We start from the raw sequence: 16,977 nt of genomic DNA, 5'->3' as shown, positions 1-16,977 counted from the left end.
GCCGACAATGACCAGCGGTTCGCTCACGGCATTTCCTTACTCGGCGGCTTGAGCGCGGCCGTAGGCTTCCGAGATCATGTAACCCGACAGCGTGCCATAGGCCGCGGTCCAGGCCGCCGCGACGTCAGTTGTCCAGGCTTCGCCGAGGCCCTTTTCGAGGGTCCACAGCAACGCGCCGCCGACGACGGGATAGTGCTCGGGCTTGGCGCCATAGTTGACGTGACGTTTTGCCAGCGCGCTTGCAGCCGGGAGGATGGCTTCGAGATTGGAAAGTCCGTTGACGACGACGGCGAGCGCCGCCATCAATTTCTTGCGCTGCTCGGTCATCTCATTGGGAAACATCGCCCGCACGGTCGGCGCGACCTCGAACAGGCGATCGTAGAAGATCACCGCGGCCTGCTCGGAGATCGGCGCAACCTTCGAAAAACTCTGCTGCACGAGCGTGACTTGTTCGGGTGTCATTTTTTTCTCCTGCCTTTTCCAATCCCTCTCCCCGGGGAACGGGGAGAGGTAAATGGCATCTGCGGTTTCAGGCGCTCTTCACGTCATCAAATCCGCGCTTCGGCGAGGCTCGGCACGGTCGATGCCGAAGGACTCCGGCGCAAGTAGTTCCACCAGGTCAGCGCGAGGCAGACCGCGTAGAACGCCAGGTAGATTTCCAGCGCGAGCTGCGGGCCGCCGGTCATGGCGATCGACTTGCCGAAGCCGCTTGGGATCAAATATCCGCCGCACGCTCCGATGGCGCCAATGAAGCCGAGTGCGGCACCGCTCTCGATGCTGGCCGCCTTCAGCGCCAGCGCCTTGCCGGCTTCGCCCTTGCCCCTGGCCTTTTGCAGATTTTCCTCGCGGAAAATCGACGGAATCATCCGGTAGGTCGATCCGTTGCCGACCCCGGTCGTGACGAACAGGATGAGGAACATCACCAGGAAGCCGGTGAAGTCCTTGATCCCCACGAAATACAGGACGCCGACCGTCGCCGCCCCCATCGCGATGAAGTTCCAGAACGTCACGATCGCGCCGCCGACCTTGTCGGCGAGCAGACCGCCGAGCGGGCGCGACAGTGAGCCCACCAGCGGTCCAAGGAACGCGATGGCGATCGTGACCGCCGGGAATTGGGTCTTGATCAGCAGCGGGAACGCTGCCGAATAACCGATGAATGAACCGAACGTGCCGATATAGATGAACGCCATGATCCAGGTATGCTTGCGACCGACGATTGCGAGCTGGTCCTTGAACGAGGACTTGGCCGAGGTCAGGTTGTTCATGAAGAACACGGCACCGAATATGGCGATGCACAGCGGCAGCACCCACATCAGTCCGGCATTCTGCAGGTAGACTCCCGTGACCGGCGTCGCCTGGTAGAGGTTGATAATGCCGACGCCCATCAGAATGGGCGTGAGCAACTGCACGCTGCTGACGCCGATATTGCCGCCGGCTGCATTGAGGCCCAGCGCCCAGCCCTTCATGCGGTCGGGATAGAAGAAAGAGATATTGGCCATGCTCGATGCAAAGTTACCGCCGCCGAGGCCCGCGGTGGCAGCGACCAGCAACATCAGCCAGAACGGCGTATCGGGCTGGCTTACGAAATAAGCGAGCCCAAAGGTCGGGATGAAGAGCACCGACGCACTGAAGATGGTCCAGTTGCGACCGCCGAACATCGTCACGGCAAAGGTGTAGGGGAAGCGCATCAGCGAGCCGATCAGCCCGGGGATGGCTACGAGTTGAAACAGCTGGTCGGTGGTGTAGTGGAAACCAGCTGCCGGCAACTTGGTCGCGACGATGCTCCAGATCAGCCAGACCGAAAATCCGATGTGCTCGGCCACGATCGACCAGATCAGATTGCGTCGGGCGACCGTCTTACCCGTGGTATTCCAGAACGTCTCGTCCTCCGGGTTCCATTCTGAAATCCAGGTCGGATTCGGCGTGCTCATTGAAGTTATCCTTTCTAGCGCTGTCGCTTGCAGACACGAAGGCGCGCTCTGGGGAGGCCCCAGCGTCGGCGGTGTCGCAATTCGGATGATTGGTTTCGAAGGACGGCGTCGATGGCGTCAGGCCTGAGCAATTCAAACTTCGTGCCAAACCGGAATTTCACAAAAAATGTAAATATTTTAATATGTTATCAGGACTGCCTGAAGGTTTTGCAGTCGAAAATCCGCATTGAAAACTTGCGATTCGCTCATTTGTTGTGCGTCGCACAATTAGCGAGCATGCCGCCCAGGAACTAAGCAGGCCCGTAGTTACCGCGCTCGACTCGCATCTGATTCGGTCGACCAATTCCTGGAAATGGCACGCGATTTCGAGCGTTCTGTCTCGTGCGAGTTGGCACAACCATTGCTTCGAATCTTGTCAGTCAACGAGGACTACGGTTCGCCGAACCGCCGAGGCCAGCACTGGCCGAAGCTGCCGGCGGTCCTAATGCCGCTCCACCGAGGTAGCTCGGCGCAGTCGTCGTGACGCCATCCCACAAGGCATTCGCGCCATTGCACCTCTTCCGCGGTCGTCCACCGCGCTCACTTGCGCAGTCAAACCGGGTGTTTTCATTCATCAGAAGCAAGAGGAATTACGATGTCATATCTGGCGCCTTCAGAATTCGTCACAAAAATGGTGGACGCAGGCGAGTCCAAAATCTTCATGTCTACCCGCGACACGGTGATCCGGGCCTATATGGCCGGCGCCATCCTCGCACTGGCGGCCTGGTTCGCCGTGACGATCAACGTCAACACCGGCCAGCCGATCGTCGGGGCACTTCTGTTTCCGGTCGGATTTTGCATGCTTTATCTTTTGGGCTTCGATCTGCTGACCGGCGTGTTCGTCCTCTCGCCGCTGGCACTGCTCGACAAACGCCCCGGCGTCACGCTCGGCGGCGTGTTGCGAAATTGGGGCCTCGTGTTCATCGGCAACTTTGCCGGCGCTCTGACCGTCGCTTTCATGATGGCCTTCGTGACAACGTTCGGCTTCACGCAGGACCCCGACAAGGTCGGCATGACGATCGGAAGCATCGGCGAGGGCCGAACGCTGGGCTACGCCGCGCATGGCGCGGCCGGCATGGCAACGCTGTTCATCCGCGGGATGCTGTGCAACTGGATGGTTTCCACCGGCGTCGTCGGCGCCATGATCTCGACGACGGTCCCCGGCAAGGTCATCGCGATGTGGATGCCGATCCTGGTGTTCTTCTACATGGTGTTCGAACATTCCGTGGTGAACATGTTCCTGTTCCCGTCGGGATTGATGCTCCATGCGAAGTTTTCGATCATGGACTACCTCATCTGGAACGAGATTCCGACCGTGCTGGGCAATTTGGTCGGCGGCCTCGCCTTCACCGGATTGACCCTCTATGCGACCCACGTTCTGACACAGCCGAAGCGCGAGGCCTCCAAGCCGGCTCCGACCCGCGTTGCCGCCTGATCGATTGCGCCTCAACAAAGGGGGCCGCGCCCGATAGGGTGAGGCCCCTTTAACTTTTGGTGCCGGGAATGTCGCGAAGACTGCAAATCTCGGTCGGGCAGTATTCCGACCAAGGCCGCAAACCGGCCAATCAGGACTTTCACGGGATTCTGATTCCGGACGAGCCGCTGCTGAGTTCGAAGGGCATCGCCATCGTTCTGGCCGACGGCATCAGCAGCAGCAGCGTCAGCCACATCGCCAGCGAATCCGCCGTCAAGAGTTTCCTGACCGACTACTACTGCACGTCGGAATCCTGGTCGGTGAAGACATCGGCCCAGCGCGTCATCGCCGCGACCAATTCCTGGCTGCATTCCCAGACCCGGCGCAGCCAGTACGCCTACGACAAGGACAGGGGCTATGTCTGCACGCTGACCGCCATGGTCATCAAGTCGACGACGGCGCATATCTTCCACGTCGGCGACTGCCGGATCTACCGCCTCGCCGGCCATTCGCTCGAGCAACTCACCGACGATCACCGGATCATTGTCTCGGAGGAACAGACCTACCTTGGCCGTGCGCTGGGAATAAACCCGCAGATCGAAATCGACTATCAGACGCTTCAGGTCGAAAACGGCGATGTCTTCCTGCTGGCGACGGATGGCGCCTATGAGCACGTCAGCGACCGGTTCATCGCCGCTTCGCTCAGGGATCACGCCGGCAATCTGGACCAAGCCGCGTCCGTTATCGCCGGCAAAGCCTATGAGCAAGGCAGCACCGACAACATCACCGTCCAGATCGTCCGCATCGACGGGATACCGGACAATGCAGCCGGCGGGATCTTCCCGCAGGCGGCCGAACTGCCGCTGCCTCCGCTACTGGAGCCGAGGATGGTGTTCGACGGATACCGGATCGTGCGAGAAATCCACAGCAGCAGCCGAAGTCACATCTATCTCGGCGTCGATGTCGAAAGCGACACGCCGGTCGCCATCAAGATACCGTCGATCGATTTGCGCGACGACGCCGCCTATTTGAAGCGGTTCCTGATGGAGGAGTGGATCGCCCGGCGCATCGACAGTCCCCACGTTTTGAAGCCCCGCCCGCAGCTCCGAAAGCGCAATTACCTCTATGTCGTCATGGAATTCATCGAGGGGCAGACGCTCACGCAATGGATGATCGACAATCCAAGACCCGATCTGGAGGCCGTACGCGGCATTGTCGAGCAAATCGCCAGGGGTCTGCGCGCCTTTCACCGGATGGAAATGCTGCATCAGGACCTGCGGCCGGACAACATCATCATCGACAAAACCCGAACCGTGAAGATCATCGACTTTGGCTCGACAAAGGTCGCCGGTGTCGCCGAGGCGTCGCCGCCTACCGGCCAGCACGACGTGCTGGGCACCGTTCAGTACACGGCGCCCGAGTACTTTCTCGGCGAAGGCGGCTCGCCGCGCTCCGACATGTTCTCGCTGGGGATCATCACCTACCAGATGCTGACCGGGAAACTGCCTTATGGCGCCGACGCGGCCAGGGCGAGAACGAAATCACAGGTCCGCAAGTTGAGATACAACTCCGCGCTCGACGAGGATCGCGAGATTCCGGTCTGGGTTGACGGGGCGCTGCGGAGGGCGGTGCATCCCGATCCCTACAAGCGCTACGAGAGTCTGTCGGAATTTGTGTTCGACCTGCGACAGCCCAACGCCAGCTATCTCAATCCCTCGCTCACGCCCCTGATCGAGCGCAACCCCCTGTTGTTCTGGAAATGCACGACGGCGATACTGGCGTGCATCATCGTCGTGCTGCTCGCCATTCATCATGGTGCGCGGTGAGAGCTCGGCCTGACCGCGATTTCAGGCGTCCTCGGTCGTCTTCGCCGCCATCGCCTTCGGCGCAGCACCGCCGCCCGGCTTCATGCGGAACTCGTAGGTCATCAGATGCCACGGCCCGCCCGCGGGCTTGCCGTCCGGCATCGTCGCATCGGTGCGCTTCTCGATTTTCGCAATCAGTTCGTCCTTGACCCCGAACACGACATCGGAATCGATATATTTGTCGCCCTCGATGAACACATGCGTGATCAACGGCTCGTAACCGGGCGCATTGACCAGGAAGTGCACGTGCGCCGGCCGCATCGCATGACGGCGCACGCCGATGATCATTTCGCCGACCGGGCCGTCGGTCGGGATCGGATAGCTGCACGGCAGAATGGTGCGGAAGAAGAACCGGCCGTCCTTGTCGGTGACGAACCGCGCCCGCGACGACGGGCCCTCGGTCGCGTAGGTCGGCCGCTGTGAATCGTAATAGCCTTCGTCGTCGGCGTGCCAGATGTCGACCGGAACCCCGGCCAGCGGCTTGCCCTTGAGGTCGGTGACGCGGCTCTGCACGAACATCCGCTCGCCCGGCAGATTGGCCGAGACATCGGTGCCATGGGGCATCTGTTTGTGCTCGCCGACATAGAACGGGCCGAGCACGGTGGTCTCGGTAGCGCCCTCGCGCTCCCGGTGGTTCACGGCGTCGACCAGCATCGAGACGCCGAGCACGTCGGAGAGCAGGATGAATTCCTGGCGGATCGGCGTGCACTTCTGGCCGGTGCGGGTCAGGAAATCGATCGCATATTCCCATTCCTCGAAGCTGAGATCGGTTTTGCGGACGTAGTCGTGCAGCGACTTCACCAGTTCCTGCAGCAGGAATTTTGCTCGCGGGTTCGGCGTATCCTCAAAGCTGCGGACGACGGCGGCGGTCAGTTCGGTTTCGTTGAATTGGGGCATTTTTTGCTGTCCTGCGGAATATGCGATGGCGCGGCTGAGCCTACACCACCGTTCCCGCCGGGGTAAGCGGCCGGCGATTGGAACAGGCCACACTTTTCGGCTATCAAGGCCTCCCTTGCCAGCCGGAGACCGCCCCGATGTTAGCCCCTACCCCCGCCTCGCCCGAATCCGCCGGAATGTCCAAACAGGCCCTGGATCGCCTCGAAAATCATCTGAAGCGGAATTACGTCGATGCCGGCCGCTTTCCCGGGACCCAGCTTCTGGTCTACCGCCGCGGCAAGATCGTCCACTCGACCGTGCAGGGTTTTGCCGATCTCGAGCGCAAGGCGCCGGTCAAGGACGATACCATTTTCCGCATCTATTCGATGACCAAGCCGATCACAAGCGTCGCCTTCATGATGCTGGTCGAGGAAGGCCGCGTCGCGATCGACGAGCCCGTTCATAAATACATTCCGGAGTGGAAGAACCTCGGCGTATTCCAGGCCGGGACGCACCCCGCCTTCCTGACCAAGCCACCGTCGCGGCCGATGCTGATCGTGGACCTGCTGCGGCACACCTCCGGCCTCACCTATGGCTTCCAGCAGCGCTCCAACGTCGATGCCGCCTATCGCGAAAACAAGATCGGCGAGGTCATCAAGGCCGGCACGCTGCAGGGCATGATCGAGGACCTCGCAAAAATTCCGCTGGAATTTTCGCCGGGCGAAGCCTGGAACTATTCGGTCTCCACCGACGTGATCGGCTATCTCGTAGGCCTGATCAGCGGCATGCCGTTCGAGCAATTCCTGAAGGAACGGATCTTCAATCCGCTTGGCATGAGCGACACCGACTTTTTCGTACCCGCCGACAAGGCCCATCGTTTCGCCGCGTGCTATTCGGCCGACCCGAAGGGCGGCATGATTTTCCACGCCACCGACCGCAAGGGCACCCTGACATTGCAGGATGATCCCGCCACGAGCTCGTTCCTGTCGCCGCCATCGCTGATTTCGGGCGGCGGCGGGTTGTGTTCGACCGCGGCCGACTATCTCACCTTCTGCCGGGCGCTGCTCAACGGCGGCGAACTCGGCGGCGTCAGGCTGCTGGGCCCGAAGACGCTGGCCTTGATGACGGCCAACCACCTGCCCGGCGGAATGGATCTGCCGGGGCTGTCGCGCTCGCTGTTCTCCGAGGCGACCTATAACGGCATCGGCTTCGGTCTCGGCTTCTCGGTGACGATGAACCCGGCGCAGACCCTGATTGCCGGCAGCGCCGGGGAATATGCCTGGGGCGGTGCAGCGACGACGTCGTTCTTCATCGACCCCGCCGAGGAGTTGATCACCATTTTCATGACCCAGGTGCTGCCGTCGAGCGCCTATCCGCTGCGGCGCGAGCTGCGCAGCATGGTGTACGCCGCGATCACCGACAGCAATCTGTAAAGGCAACGGTTTGGATTCCGCGGCGCACTCGCGCGCCGTGGAACCCGCAAGGGTAAAATCCTTGGCGGATTTCCGCCCATTCTCCTATGCTCCCGGCAGTTGGGCGCCGATCCCGGGACCATTGTGCCAAAACTTTCACTGCCAGTGCGTCTCGCCCTTCTGGTCGCGGGAACCATGCTGCCGCTGATCGTTTTCGCGGCCGGTATTGTTTTCAGCAACTACGAGCAGGACCGCAGGGACGCGACGCAGCGCGTGCTCGAGACCGTGCGCAGCATCCGCCTGGTGCTGGACGCCGAAATGCAACGCATGGCCGGCGGGCTGCAGGTCCTGGCGCTCACCGATTCGCTGCGCAGCGGCGACTTCAACAGTTTTCGGCGCATTGCCGCGGGATTTCTCGATCAATACGGCAAGGAAGGCGTCGTGCTGGTCGCGGACCGCGAGGGCCGCCTGCTGTTTTCCTCGATCACGCCGGATGTCGCGAGCCTTCCGCCGCGCAACAACCGCGATATCGTCGAAAAGGTGTTCGCGACCAAGCGCCCGTATTACTCGAACCTGTTCACCGGCGCGATCAAGAAACGGCCGATCGTGACCGTCGAAGTGCCGGTCATTCGCGACGACGAAGTCCTCTTCGACATCTCCTTCAGCCCGCCGCTCGAAATCTTCCAGGCCATCATCGAACAACAGCGTCCGGGCGCGGACTGGACGATCTCGATCTTCGACGGCGACGGCGTCAATTTCGCGCACGTCCCCAACCCGCAACAGACCATCGGCAAGCGTGCTTCGCCCTCGCTGTATGCCGAAATGTCTCACCAGCCGGAGGCGACCCTGCCGGCGGTCTCGCTCGAAGGCACGCCGCAGATCACGAGCTTTGCGCGCTCCTCGCTGACCGGCTGGACCGTGGCCGCCGGCATTGCGGAAAGCTCGCTGGTCGCGCCGTTGTGGCGCAGCCTTGCGATCACCAGCGTGATCGGAGGCTTTCTGCTGCTGGTCGGCCTCGGCTTCGCGGTGCGGATGGCGGCGGCCATCGCTCGCGGCGAGATGCTGCATAATTTGCTGATCGAAGAGCTCAACCACCGCGTCAAGAATACGCTCGCGATCCTGCAGTCGTTCGCCACCCAGACCTTTCGCAGCGCCAGCCGCACCGAGCGCGAGAAATTCGAAGGCCGGCTCGGCGCATTGGCGGAAGCGCATAATCTGCTCAGCGAGGAGAAATGGCAGGGCTCCGACCTGCAGGACCTGATCGCGCGGGTGCTGCAGCCCTACCTGCTCAACAACCCGGAACGGGTCCGGATGTTCGGACCGAAGGTGCCGCTGTCGCCGCGGCTTGCCGTGGTGCTGTCGATGATCGTGCACGAGATCGCGACCAATGCCACCAAGTACGGCGCGCTGTCGAACGACACCGGCACCGTCGCGCTGGATTGGGAAATCATCGAGGACAACACCGGGCGCCAATTGAGGCTGATCTGGACCGAGGCCGGTGGCCCGCCGGTCACGGCCCCGGTGCAGCGCGGATTTGGGTCGCGGCTGATCGAACGCAGCGCCCGCGACCAGCTCGGCGGCGAGGCGACCATCGATTTTCTGCCTCGCGGTGTCGTCTACACGCTGTCCTGCGCGCTTGATGGCGAAGGCTGACCGTCGAAATAATGCAATGCTGCGAACACCTTGCGGCCCTGCGGCGATGCTCGATCCGGTTCGGGCCGGATATTTGCCAACGCAAATCGCGTGCTTTTTTGGCATGCAAGTTGCTAGGTGCGATCGAACCGAGCCTGGACCAATGGGGAGCACGTTATGTCGACCATCACCGCCGCAGCGGCTGCACCGGACACGCGCAAGCCGCTTTACACCTCGCTTTTCGTCCAGGTGCTGGCGGCGCTGTTGCTCGGCATTGTACTCGGGATGGCGGCACCCGAGTTCGCTGTCGGGCTCAAGATCTTCAGCGACGCGTTCCTGAAACTGATCTCGATGATCGTGGCGCCGGTCGTGTTCTGCGTCGTCGTGCACGGCATTGCCGGTGCCGGCGATCTCAAGAAGGTCGGCCGCGTCGGCGTCAAGGCGCTGGTCTATTTCGAAGTGATGACCACGATCGCGCTGGTCGTGGGTCTTTTGCTCGCCTATCTGTTCGGCCCCGGCCACGGCATGAACATCGATCCGTCGACGCTGGACGCCAAGGCGCTCAACACCTATGCCGACAACGCCCACAAGCTGAAGGGCGGCGGCATCGGCTCGTTCCTCGTCAACATCATCCCGACCACCTCGTTCGACGCGCTGTCGCGCAACGACGTGCTGCAGGTCCTGTTCTTCGCGATCGTCTTCGGCGTCAGCCTGGCCTTGGTCGGCGGCGAAAAGGGCGAAAAGATCACCTCGTTCATCGACGCGGTTTCGACCGTGCTGTTCCGCGCGATGGGACTGATCGTGCGCGTGGCGCCGCTCGGCGTGCTCGGCGCGGTGGCCTATACGGTCGGTCAGTACGGCGTCGGATCGCTCAAGCAGTTGCTGTCGCTGGTCGCCTTGTTCTATGTCTCGCTGACGATCTTCGTTCTCGGTGTGCTCGGCGGCGTGATGGCGCTGGCCGGACTGAATATCCTCAAATTCCTCGCCTATCTGCGCGAGGAGCTGACCATCGTTCTGGCCACCGCCTCTTCCGACGCCGTGCTGCCGCAGATCATGCGCAAGCTGGAAGCGCTCGGCGTCAAGAAGTCGGTGGTGGGCCTCGTGATTCCCACCGGCTATTCCTTCAACCTTGACGCCTTCTCGATCTATCTGACGCTGGCGGTGGTGTTCATCGCGCAGGCGACCAACACGCCGCTGTCGATCGGCGACCTCCTGCTGGTGCTCGGCGTCTCGCTGATCACCTCGAAGGGCGCGCATGGCGTGCCGGGCTCGGCGATCGTCATCCTGGCGGCGACGCTGAACGCGGTGCCGAGCATCCCGGCGATCGGCCTCGTGCTGGTGCTGTCGGTCGACTGGTTCATCGGCATGGCGCGCGCGCTCGGCAACCTGATCGGCAACTGCATCGCGACCGTGGTGGTCGCGGCCTGGGAAGGCGATCTCGACCGCGACAAGGCGCGGCGCGTGCTCGATGGCGCCGAACTGGTCGACGTCACCGCGGGGTAGCAGCGCGTTTTCCAGGTCAGGACTTCATCCTTCGAGACGCGCTGCTCACGCAGCGCTCCTCAGAGCGTGTGAATGTTTTGATTCCAGGCATTTGCAACGGCTGACGCTGTATGATTCCATCGATGTGGTAGCTGAATCGGTGAGCTTGCGATGGCCGACGAAGGTTTGTTCGAGGAATTGCCCGAACAGAAGAGACCGCAACCGGAGGGCCGCGGTACGCCGCGGCTGCGGGTTCCGGAGCGCAGCCAGATCGATACGCATTGGGCGTCGCTGGACGATCTGATACCGGATGACCATCCGGTACGGGCGGTCTGGTCCTTTGTTCAAGGACTTGATCTGTCGGCGCTCCACGAAGCGATCAAAGCCCGCGAAGGGCAGCCGGGCCATCCGCCGGCTGCGCCGGAGTTGCTGATGGCGCTCTGGCTATGGGCCACGGTCGATGGCGTCGGCAGCGCCCGCCGGCTGGATCAATTGTGTCGGGATCATCTGGTTTACCGCTGGCTGTGCGGCGGCGTCTCCATGAACTATCACAGCCTGTCCGACTTCCGGATCGCGCATCGGGCGGTCCTGGATCAGCTGCTGGCGCGCGGTGTCGCCTCGCTGGTGGAAGCCGGATTGGTGTCGCTGGATATCCTGGCGCAGGACGGATTGCGGGTGCGCGCATCTACCGGAACGGGCTCGTTCCGCCGGCGCAAACGGCTGGAGGAACTGCGGACGGCGGCGCAGGCACGGGTGGCTCGGCTGCGCGCCGAACTCGAAGCTGACCCCGGCTCAGGCGACAAGGTGCGGCGCGCGGCGCAAGAACGGGCGGCGCGCGAACGCGAGGCCCGCATCGTGGCGGCTCAGGAGCGCATGCAGGAGCTGGAGGCCGAACGGGCCCGCCGGAAGAATACCAACAAGCAGGAAGTGGCCAAGCAGAAGGAGCCGCGGGCTTCGACGACGGACGCCGAGGCCCGGGTGATGAAGATGGCCGATGGCGGCTTCCGTCCCGCCTACAACATGCAAATTGTGGCTGAGCCGACCAGCCAGCTGATTGTCGCTGTCGATATCGACACCAGCGGCTCGGATCGCGGCTTGGCGCGCCCGGCAATCGAGGGCTTGCGCGCCCGCGACTGCAGGCCTTCCGACTATCTGGTCGACGGCGGGTTCACCAAAAACGACGATATCGAGTGGACGCATGCAACCGGTACGACGTTGTGGTGTCCGCCTGGGCATACCAAGCACGGCACCGATCCGTATGCGCCGAAGCCGGGCGACAGTGTAGCGGTGGCCGATTGGCGCAAGCGCATGGGGAGCGATCTCGGCAAAAACATCTATCGACGCAGAGCTGAGCACGAGTGCATCAATGCCTATGCCCGGCGCATGGGGCTCCAGCAGATCACGGTCCGCGGCAAAGACAAGGCACGCACGGTCCTGCTCTGGTTCGCGCTGGCCCACAACATGATGTGCAGCTTCAGATTACGTGCCGCAGCCCAGGTTCCGGCATAACAACGGGAGACAAAGGGCAGAAAAGCCGCACTCCCAGTCAACTCACAATCGAGCCGCCGGCTCGAACCAGCCGAGCCGGCGGACCCGAAGATGCTTACCAACGGCTCCCCGCAGGATACATTCTCAGCCTCTCAGGATGAGGTCTTCGAGACGTCGCGCGGCACCCGGCTCCTCGGGGACGAGGTCTCGGACCCTCATGGTGAGGAGCGCGGCAAAGCCGCGCGTCTCGAACCATGACGCCACCGGCAAGTTTGCTGATTTACTTGATGAGCTTCAGATAGGGCGGCAGCCGCAGCCGCGCCTCTTTCCGGTCCGGCGGCGGCGGTTCGTCTTCCGGCACCATCAGGTCGCAAAGCGCCTTCAGTTCGGAGTCCGTCACCTTATGGAGTTCCATGCGAAGCTCGAGAATGGCCAATGACAGCAATCTCGCCGGTTCCAGGCTGGCCTTGTCCATCAGGATCGCCCGACACTCCTCAAGCGTTTCGAGAAGCGACCGCAGACGTTGTTCTGAATTGGCCACCGGCATTTTTACAGGTCCCGAGCTTGCGAGATAGATTCGAGGCGATCCGGTTCGTCGTTTCATCAGATCTCTCCACGGAAGGGCGCGCTGGATTTTGATCCGCCGGCACGTGGTCGAGTGCGTGAGCCTGGCTGTGATGATCCAGAAATTTTTCGAAATTGTCCAGCGCGCGATTGATCCGGAAATCGGATCGCGCCCGGGGCTGCGGGGATATGTCGCTGTCCAGAAATATGACAGTTGGCGCGCTCGCCCGGCCGGCGCCCTGCCGAAAACCCTCCCGGGTTGCCTGGCCGGATGGTTTCAACCGGCGTCAAACCGGCCCATGGCTCCGTAGAAGTACCCGGATATCTGGCCCAGGCGGTAAGTATGCAATCAAAATCTGTGGCCATTCGTCCCGCAGTGGTTGTGGTTTGTCGAATATTTTGCCAAATGTAGAGTGCGGGGTTTTGATAAAAGACGCCCCGGGCGCCAACGACTTTAAGTAGCCGACAGCGCCGGTATCAGGGTGCTTCCAAACCGCAAATGCGTTTGGCTACCATCCCGCAATCTCTCAGGCTTCCTGTGGTTCTAAGACCACGATCGAGAACGAACTTAACGCGGAAAATACGGATGAAGCCCTGACCAATCCGTCGAGGGCTTCCCGATCGAAGGACGGTAAAATCAGAATGATCAGATCAGCAGCAAAGAAGATGAAGCAGCGCAGTGCCGGCAAACCCGACATTGAATTGGGCAAGCGGATTCGCCTGCGGCGCGTAGAGCAGAAGATCTCGCAAGCGGAGCTCGGCGACAAGCTCGGCGTCAGCTTCCAGCAGGTCCAGAAGTACGAGAAGGGTGTCAACCGCGTCGGCGCAGCTCGTCTGCAAGCGATCGCCACCGCGCTCGACGTGCCCGTTACGTTCTTCTATGACGGCGACGGCAAGGCACGCGAAGTCGAGAGCCTCTTGTTCCTCGACAGCGCATTCAGCCTCCGGTTGCTGCGGGCCTACAGCAAGATCAAGGACCAGACCGTCCAGCGTCAGCTGGTGTCCTTGATGGAATCGATCGCCGCGAACGAAGCCTGAGCAGTTCCTGCTGCTCCAGGTCGCGAGCCCGGCGGAAGCGGTCACTCAATCGAACCGGATCGGCGGGCCGCCGATTGCCGCGTCAGGCTACAGTCTGGTCGGCTGAGACAAGATGAGAGCGTTGCCATCGGAAAATGGCAGCGCTCTTTTCTTATCGAACAGGCAGGATGGGTAGAGCTGTTCGCGAACCTACGTGCTCATATTCAGAATTGGGAAGCCGTCATTGCGAGGAGCGTAAGCGACGAAGCAATCCATACTTTGCTTGCGCGGCGAGATGGATTGCTTCGCGGAGCCAGTCATCGGGCGCGCATTCGCGCGACCCGTTGGCTCGCAATGACGGGCTCACAGCGCGCCCGCAGCCCCACGAACACGATCGATCAACCGGGCCGGATCGGCCGGCAACCGGTTGCCGCGCCAGGCGACGTGCTGGTCGGGCCGCGACAACACCAGCGCGTTGCCATCGAAGATGGCCGCGCGGCTTTTTTCGATATCGAGAATCCTGAACGGAACGGCTCGCGCGCGGGCTGCCGCTTCCAGCGCTGCAACATCGATTGTCGGATCGAACCGCAGCAGCGTGAAGCCAGCGCCCATCGCGTCGTAAAGCGAGGAGCCGTCTTCGCGCCAGAGATGCGGCGTGCGGCAGCCCGGGACCGTCGACGGCGTGTAATGGTCCATCGTATAGGCCGGATGTTCGGCGCCATCATAGGCAATGATCGGCGAGCGATCGTAATAGGTGCCGAAGTTCAGCCCGGCGCAGGCATATTGCTGGACGTTGATCTCATAGGTGAGACGGCCGACTTCCTCCCGCGCCCGCTCGCCTTGCGGTCCCGGATCCTCGATTTCGTCCGGCACGGCGCCGCGGCGGCGGATTTCGGCTTCCGCGTGCGACATCGCAAATTTCGAAACCTGGCTGGTGATCGGCCAGCGCTCCGCCTCATAGGCGTCGAGGATGGCGGGCGGCGCCCAGCCGTTGAGATGGGCCGCCAGCAGCCAGGACAGGTTCATGGCGTCGGCGATGCCGGCATTCATGCCATAACCGGCATAGGGCACCCAGATATGCGCGGCATCGCCGGCGATGAAGGCGCTGCGGTCGCGAAACTTGTTGGCGATCAGGCGGCGGCCGTACCAATCCTCCTTCGAGATGATCTCGTAGTCGAAGCCGGCGTCGACGCCGAGGATGGTGCGCAGACAGTAGTCGCGATCCACGGAATCGAAATCGCCCTCGCCGGGCTTCATGTAGTTATGCACCAGCCAGCGCTCGCTGCCGTCGATCGCATACACCATGCCCGCGCGCCGCGGATTGATCGCCCCGGTCCCCCAGGCGCGCGCGCTCTGCTGGAGATCGATCAGCCCGGGGGCGCGGATATAGGTCGACTGCACACGCTGGACGATGGCGTCGCCCGAAAGCTCGGCGCCGATCGCCTTGCGCACGACCGAACGCGCGCCGTCACAGCCGATCAGGTAGCGGCAGTTTTGGCGCCTGACCGCGCCGGAGTCGAGATCGCGGAGATTCACGCGGGCGGAACTATCCTCCACCACGACGTCTTCGACCGCGGTCCGGCTGATGATGCGGATCCGCGATTGGGCTGCGGCATGCTCGAACAGGATCGGCTCGAGAAAGATCTGGTTGATGCGGTGCGGCGGCTCCGGCGTCGGCCAGTTGCAGTCCGGACCATCGGTGGCCGTAAAGCGATCGCGCCGGCAGGGAATTTTGATCCGCGTCAGCTCCTGCCCGGTGAAGGAGGTGCGGTAGCTGATGTCGTGCGGATAATCCGCCGGCAATCCGGCATTGCGGATTTTTTCGACGATACCGAGCCGCCGGAAAATTTCCATGGTGCGGGCGGCGACGTGGTTGCATTTCGGCTCCGGCGGGGCGGCCGGCGCGCGCGTCTCCACGACAGTCACACCGATGCCGCGCCACGCCAGATCGATCGCGAGCGTGAGCCCGACCGGTCCGGCGCCGACGATCAGGACCTCGGACTCAGACATTGCGGGCACGGAAGATGCGTTGCGAAGGGAATATGACCGATGACATGTTGTTGTTCTTGTTATTCGGGTTCGGCGCCGGAATTCCTGACGATCACGGCACAGCGATCGACTTCGGCTTTGATGTAAGCCGCAAAACTGTCCGGTGTCGATGGCGGTAACGGCTCCAGCGAGATCGCGTTGAGTTTCTCGCGCGTCGCGGGATCGGCCAGCAGCTTGTTCAGCTGTGCGGCCAGTTGATCGACGATCGGCCGCGGCGTGCCGGCCGGCGCCACCACGCCCTGCCAGGCGACCAGTTCGAACCCGGGCAACCCGGCTTCGGCGAGGGTCGGAATCTCCGGCGCGGCCGCGACCCGCTTCGGCGTGGTCACACCGAGCACCCTGACCTTGCCTTCGCGAATCTGTTGCAGGGCCGGCTGCAGGTCCACCACCATGAAAGGGATATGGCCCGCGATCACATCGAGCATCGCCGGCACGCTGCCGCGATAGGGCACGTGGCGGATGTCGATGCCCGCGGCGGTCTTCAACATTTCGGCGCCGAGATGCTGCGGGCTGCCATTGCCGGCCGAGCCATAGGCCAGTCCCGGTTTCGATTTGGCGTAGGCAATGAACTGGGGCAGCGTTTTTGCCGGGATCGTCGGATTGATGATCAGCGCAAAGGGCACGCCGGCGACGAGGCCGATCGGCGCAAAGTCCTTCACGGGGTCATAGGGCAGCTTTTTGTAGAGCGTCTTGTTGATGGCAAGCGTGGTCGAGGTCGCCATCAATAGCGTGTAGCCGTCGGGCTCGGATTTTGCGACCTGGTCCGCGCCCAACGTCGTGCCGGCGCCGGGCTTGTTCTCGACAATCACGGTTGCGGAAAGACCGTTCTTGAACTGGTCGGCGATCAGCCGGCCAAGCAGATCGGTAGTTCCCCCGGCCGGATAGGGCACGATCATCTTGATGGTCCGGCTGGGATAGGCCGTCTCGGCCCGCGCCGGAACGCCCGCGAGCCAGACCAGCCCACCGCCTCCCGCAATCACTTCCCGGCGCGTCAACGGCATGCCGTTCTCCCAAGGGTTGTTTTCTTGATCTGTTGCGAACCACCATAGCGTGCGCGGCGACATAGCAAAGGGGGCGAAAGTCCAATCGCGGCAATGGGTCGGCCGGGGCATTTGCGGCAGTGCAACAGCCTCAACAACAACTTAATCAGAACGCAACGGTCGCGGGGTAATCTGGCCGAAGAGTGTTGTGGAGCAGCTTTGCCCGGC

The 16,977-nt window shown here is 62.3% G+C and carries 13 protein-coding genes; 7 read left to right on the top strand and 6 right to left on the bottom strand.

Going from position 1 to position 16,977, the window contains the following annotated elements; all coding sequences use genetic code 11:
• Positions 1 to 36: 36 nt before the first annotated feature.
• Both NL528_RS15450 and NL528_RS15445 read right to left on the bottom strand, forming a co-directional pair.
• Positions 37 to 462 (bottom strand): globin family protein, encoded by a 426-nt coding sequence (locus NL528_RS15450; RefSeq protein ID WP_309183537.1) that lies wholly within the window; start codon positions 460 to 462, stop codon positions 37 to 39.
• A gap of 86 nt (positions 463 to 548) precedes the next feature.
• Positions 549 to 1,931 (bottom strand): MFS transporter, encoded by a 1,383-nt coding sequence (locus NL528_RS15445; RefSeq protein WP_309183536.1) that lies wholly within the window; start codon positions 1,929 to 1,931, stop codon positions 549 to 551.
• A 634-nt stretch (positions 1,932 to 2,565) separates the two neighbouring features.
• Between NL528_RS15445 and NL528_RS15440 the strand changes: the two genes are divergently transcribed.
• Together NL528_RS15440 and NL528_RS15435 are read left to right on the top strand one after the other, a co-directional pair.
• Positions 2,566 to 3,405 carry a formate/nitrite transporter family protein gene (locus NL528_RS15440; protein ID WP_309183535.1) on the top strand — a complete coding sequence of 280 codons (840 nt, stop codon included), beginning with the start codon at positions 2,566 to 2,568 and terminating at the stop codon, positions 3,403 to 3,405.
• 68 nt (positions 3,406 to 3,473) lie between these two features.
• Complete coding sequence (locus NL528_RS15435) at positions 3,474 to 5,210, top strand: bifunctional protein-serine/threonine kinase/phosphatase (protein ID WP_309183534.1); 1,737 nt, start codon at positions 3,474 to 3,476, stop codon at positions 5,208 to 5,210.
• Between the two features lie 21 nt (positions 5,211 to 5,231).
• Here NL528_RS15435 and NL528_RS15430 read toward each other — a convergent pair whose 3' ends face one another.
• Positions 5,232 to 6,146: an intradiol ring-cleavage dioxygenase gene (locus NL528_RS15430; RefSeq protein WP_309183533.1), complete on the bottom strand. Its 915-nt coding sequence runs from the start codon at positions 6,144 to 6,146 to the stop codon at positions 5,232 to 5,234.
• A 137-nt stretch (positions 6,147 to 6,283) separates the two neighbouring features.
• Between NL528_RS15430 and NL528_RS15425 the strand changes: the two genes are divergently transcribed.
• The 4 genes from NL528_RS15425 (at position 6,284) to NL528_RS15410 (ending at position 12,160) form a co-directional block, all read left to right on the top strand.
• Positions 6,284 to 7,558, top strand: a complete 1,275-nt coding sequence (locus NL528_RS15425; protein WP_309183532.1) for a serine hydrolase domain-containing protein — start codon at positions 6,284 to 6,286, stop codon at positions 7,556 to 7,558.
• Between the two features lie 123 nt (positions 7,559 to 7,681).
• Entirely contained in the window at positions 7,682 to 9,190 is a 1,509-nt protein-coding gene (locus tag NL528_RS15420; RefSeq protein WP_309183531.1) for a sensor histidine kinase, read from the top strand.
• 156 nt (positions 9,191 to 9,346) lie between these two features.
• Positions 9,347 to 10,672 carry a dicarboxylate/amino acid:cation symporter gene (locus tag NL528_RS15415; protein WP_309183530.1) on the top strand — a complete coding sequence of 442 codons (1,326 nt, stop codon included), beginning with the start codon at positions 9,347 to 9,349 and terminating at the stop codon, positions 10,670 to 10,672.
• A 150-nt stretch (positions 10,673 to 10,822) separates the two neighbouring features.
• Positions 10,823 to 12,160, top strand: coding sequence for an IS1182 family transposase (locus NL528_RS15410; protein ID WP_309176618.1), 1,338 nt, complete (start codon positions 10,823 to 10,825; stop codon positions 12,158 to 12,160).
• Between the two features lie 259 nt (positions 12,161 to 12,419).
• Here NL528_RS15410 and NL528_RS15405 read toward each other — a convergent pair whose 3' ends face one another.
• Positions 12,420 to 12,743 (bottom strand): hypothetical protein, encoded by a 324-nt coding sequence (locus tag NL528_RS15405; protein ID WP_309183529.1) that lies wholly within the window; start codon positions 12,741 to 12,743, stop codon positions 12,420 to 12,422.
• Between the two features lie 602 nt (positions 12,744 to 13,345).
• On the opposite strand from NL528_RS15405, the gene NL528_RS15400 reads away from it, so the two are divergent.
• Positions 13,346 to 13,741: a helix-turn-helix transcriptional regulator gene (locus NL528_RS15400; RefSeq protein ID WP_309183528.1), complete on the top strand. Its 396-nt coding sequence runs from the start codon at positions 13,346 to 13,348 to the stop codon at positions 13,739 to 13,741.
• A 342-nt stretch (positions 13,742 to 14,083) separates the two neighbouring features.
• Here the strand turns inward: NL528_RS15400 and NL528_RS15395 are convergent, their stop codons facing one another.
• Both NL528_RS15395 and NL528_RS15390 read right to left on the bottom strand, forming a co-directional pair.
• On the bottom strand, positions 14,084 to 15,730 hold the full coding sequence (locus tag NL528_RS15395; RefSeq protein ID WP_309183527.1) for an FAD-dependent oxidoreductase: 1,647 nt from the start codon (positions 15,728 to 15,730) through the stop codon (positions 14,084 to 14,086).
• Positions 15,731 to 15,789: 59 nt separating this feature from the next.
• Positions 15,790 to 16,770 carry a tripartite tricarboxylate transporter substrate binding protein gene (locus NL528_RS15390; protein ID WP_309183526.1) on the bottom strand — a complete coding sequence of 327 codons (981 nt, stop codon included), beginning with the start codon at positions 16,768 to 16,770 and terminating at the stop codon, positions 15,790 to 15,792.
• Positions 16,771 to 16,977: the final 207 nt, after the last annotated feature.

It is taken from the genome of Bradyrhizobium sp. Ash2021 (assembly GCF_031202265.1).
GTDB lineage: Bacteria > Pseudomonadota > Alphaproteobacteria > Rhizobiales > Xanthobacteraceae > Bradyrhizobium.
The sequence above is the reverse complement of the archived record's forward strand: the minus strand, read 5'-3'. Positions and strand labels throughout refer to the sequence as shown.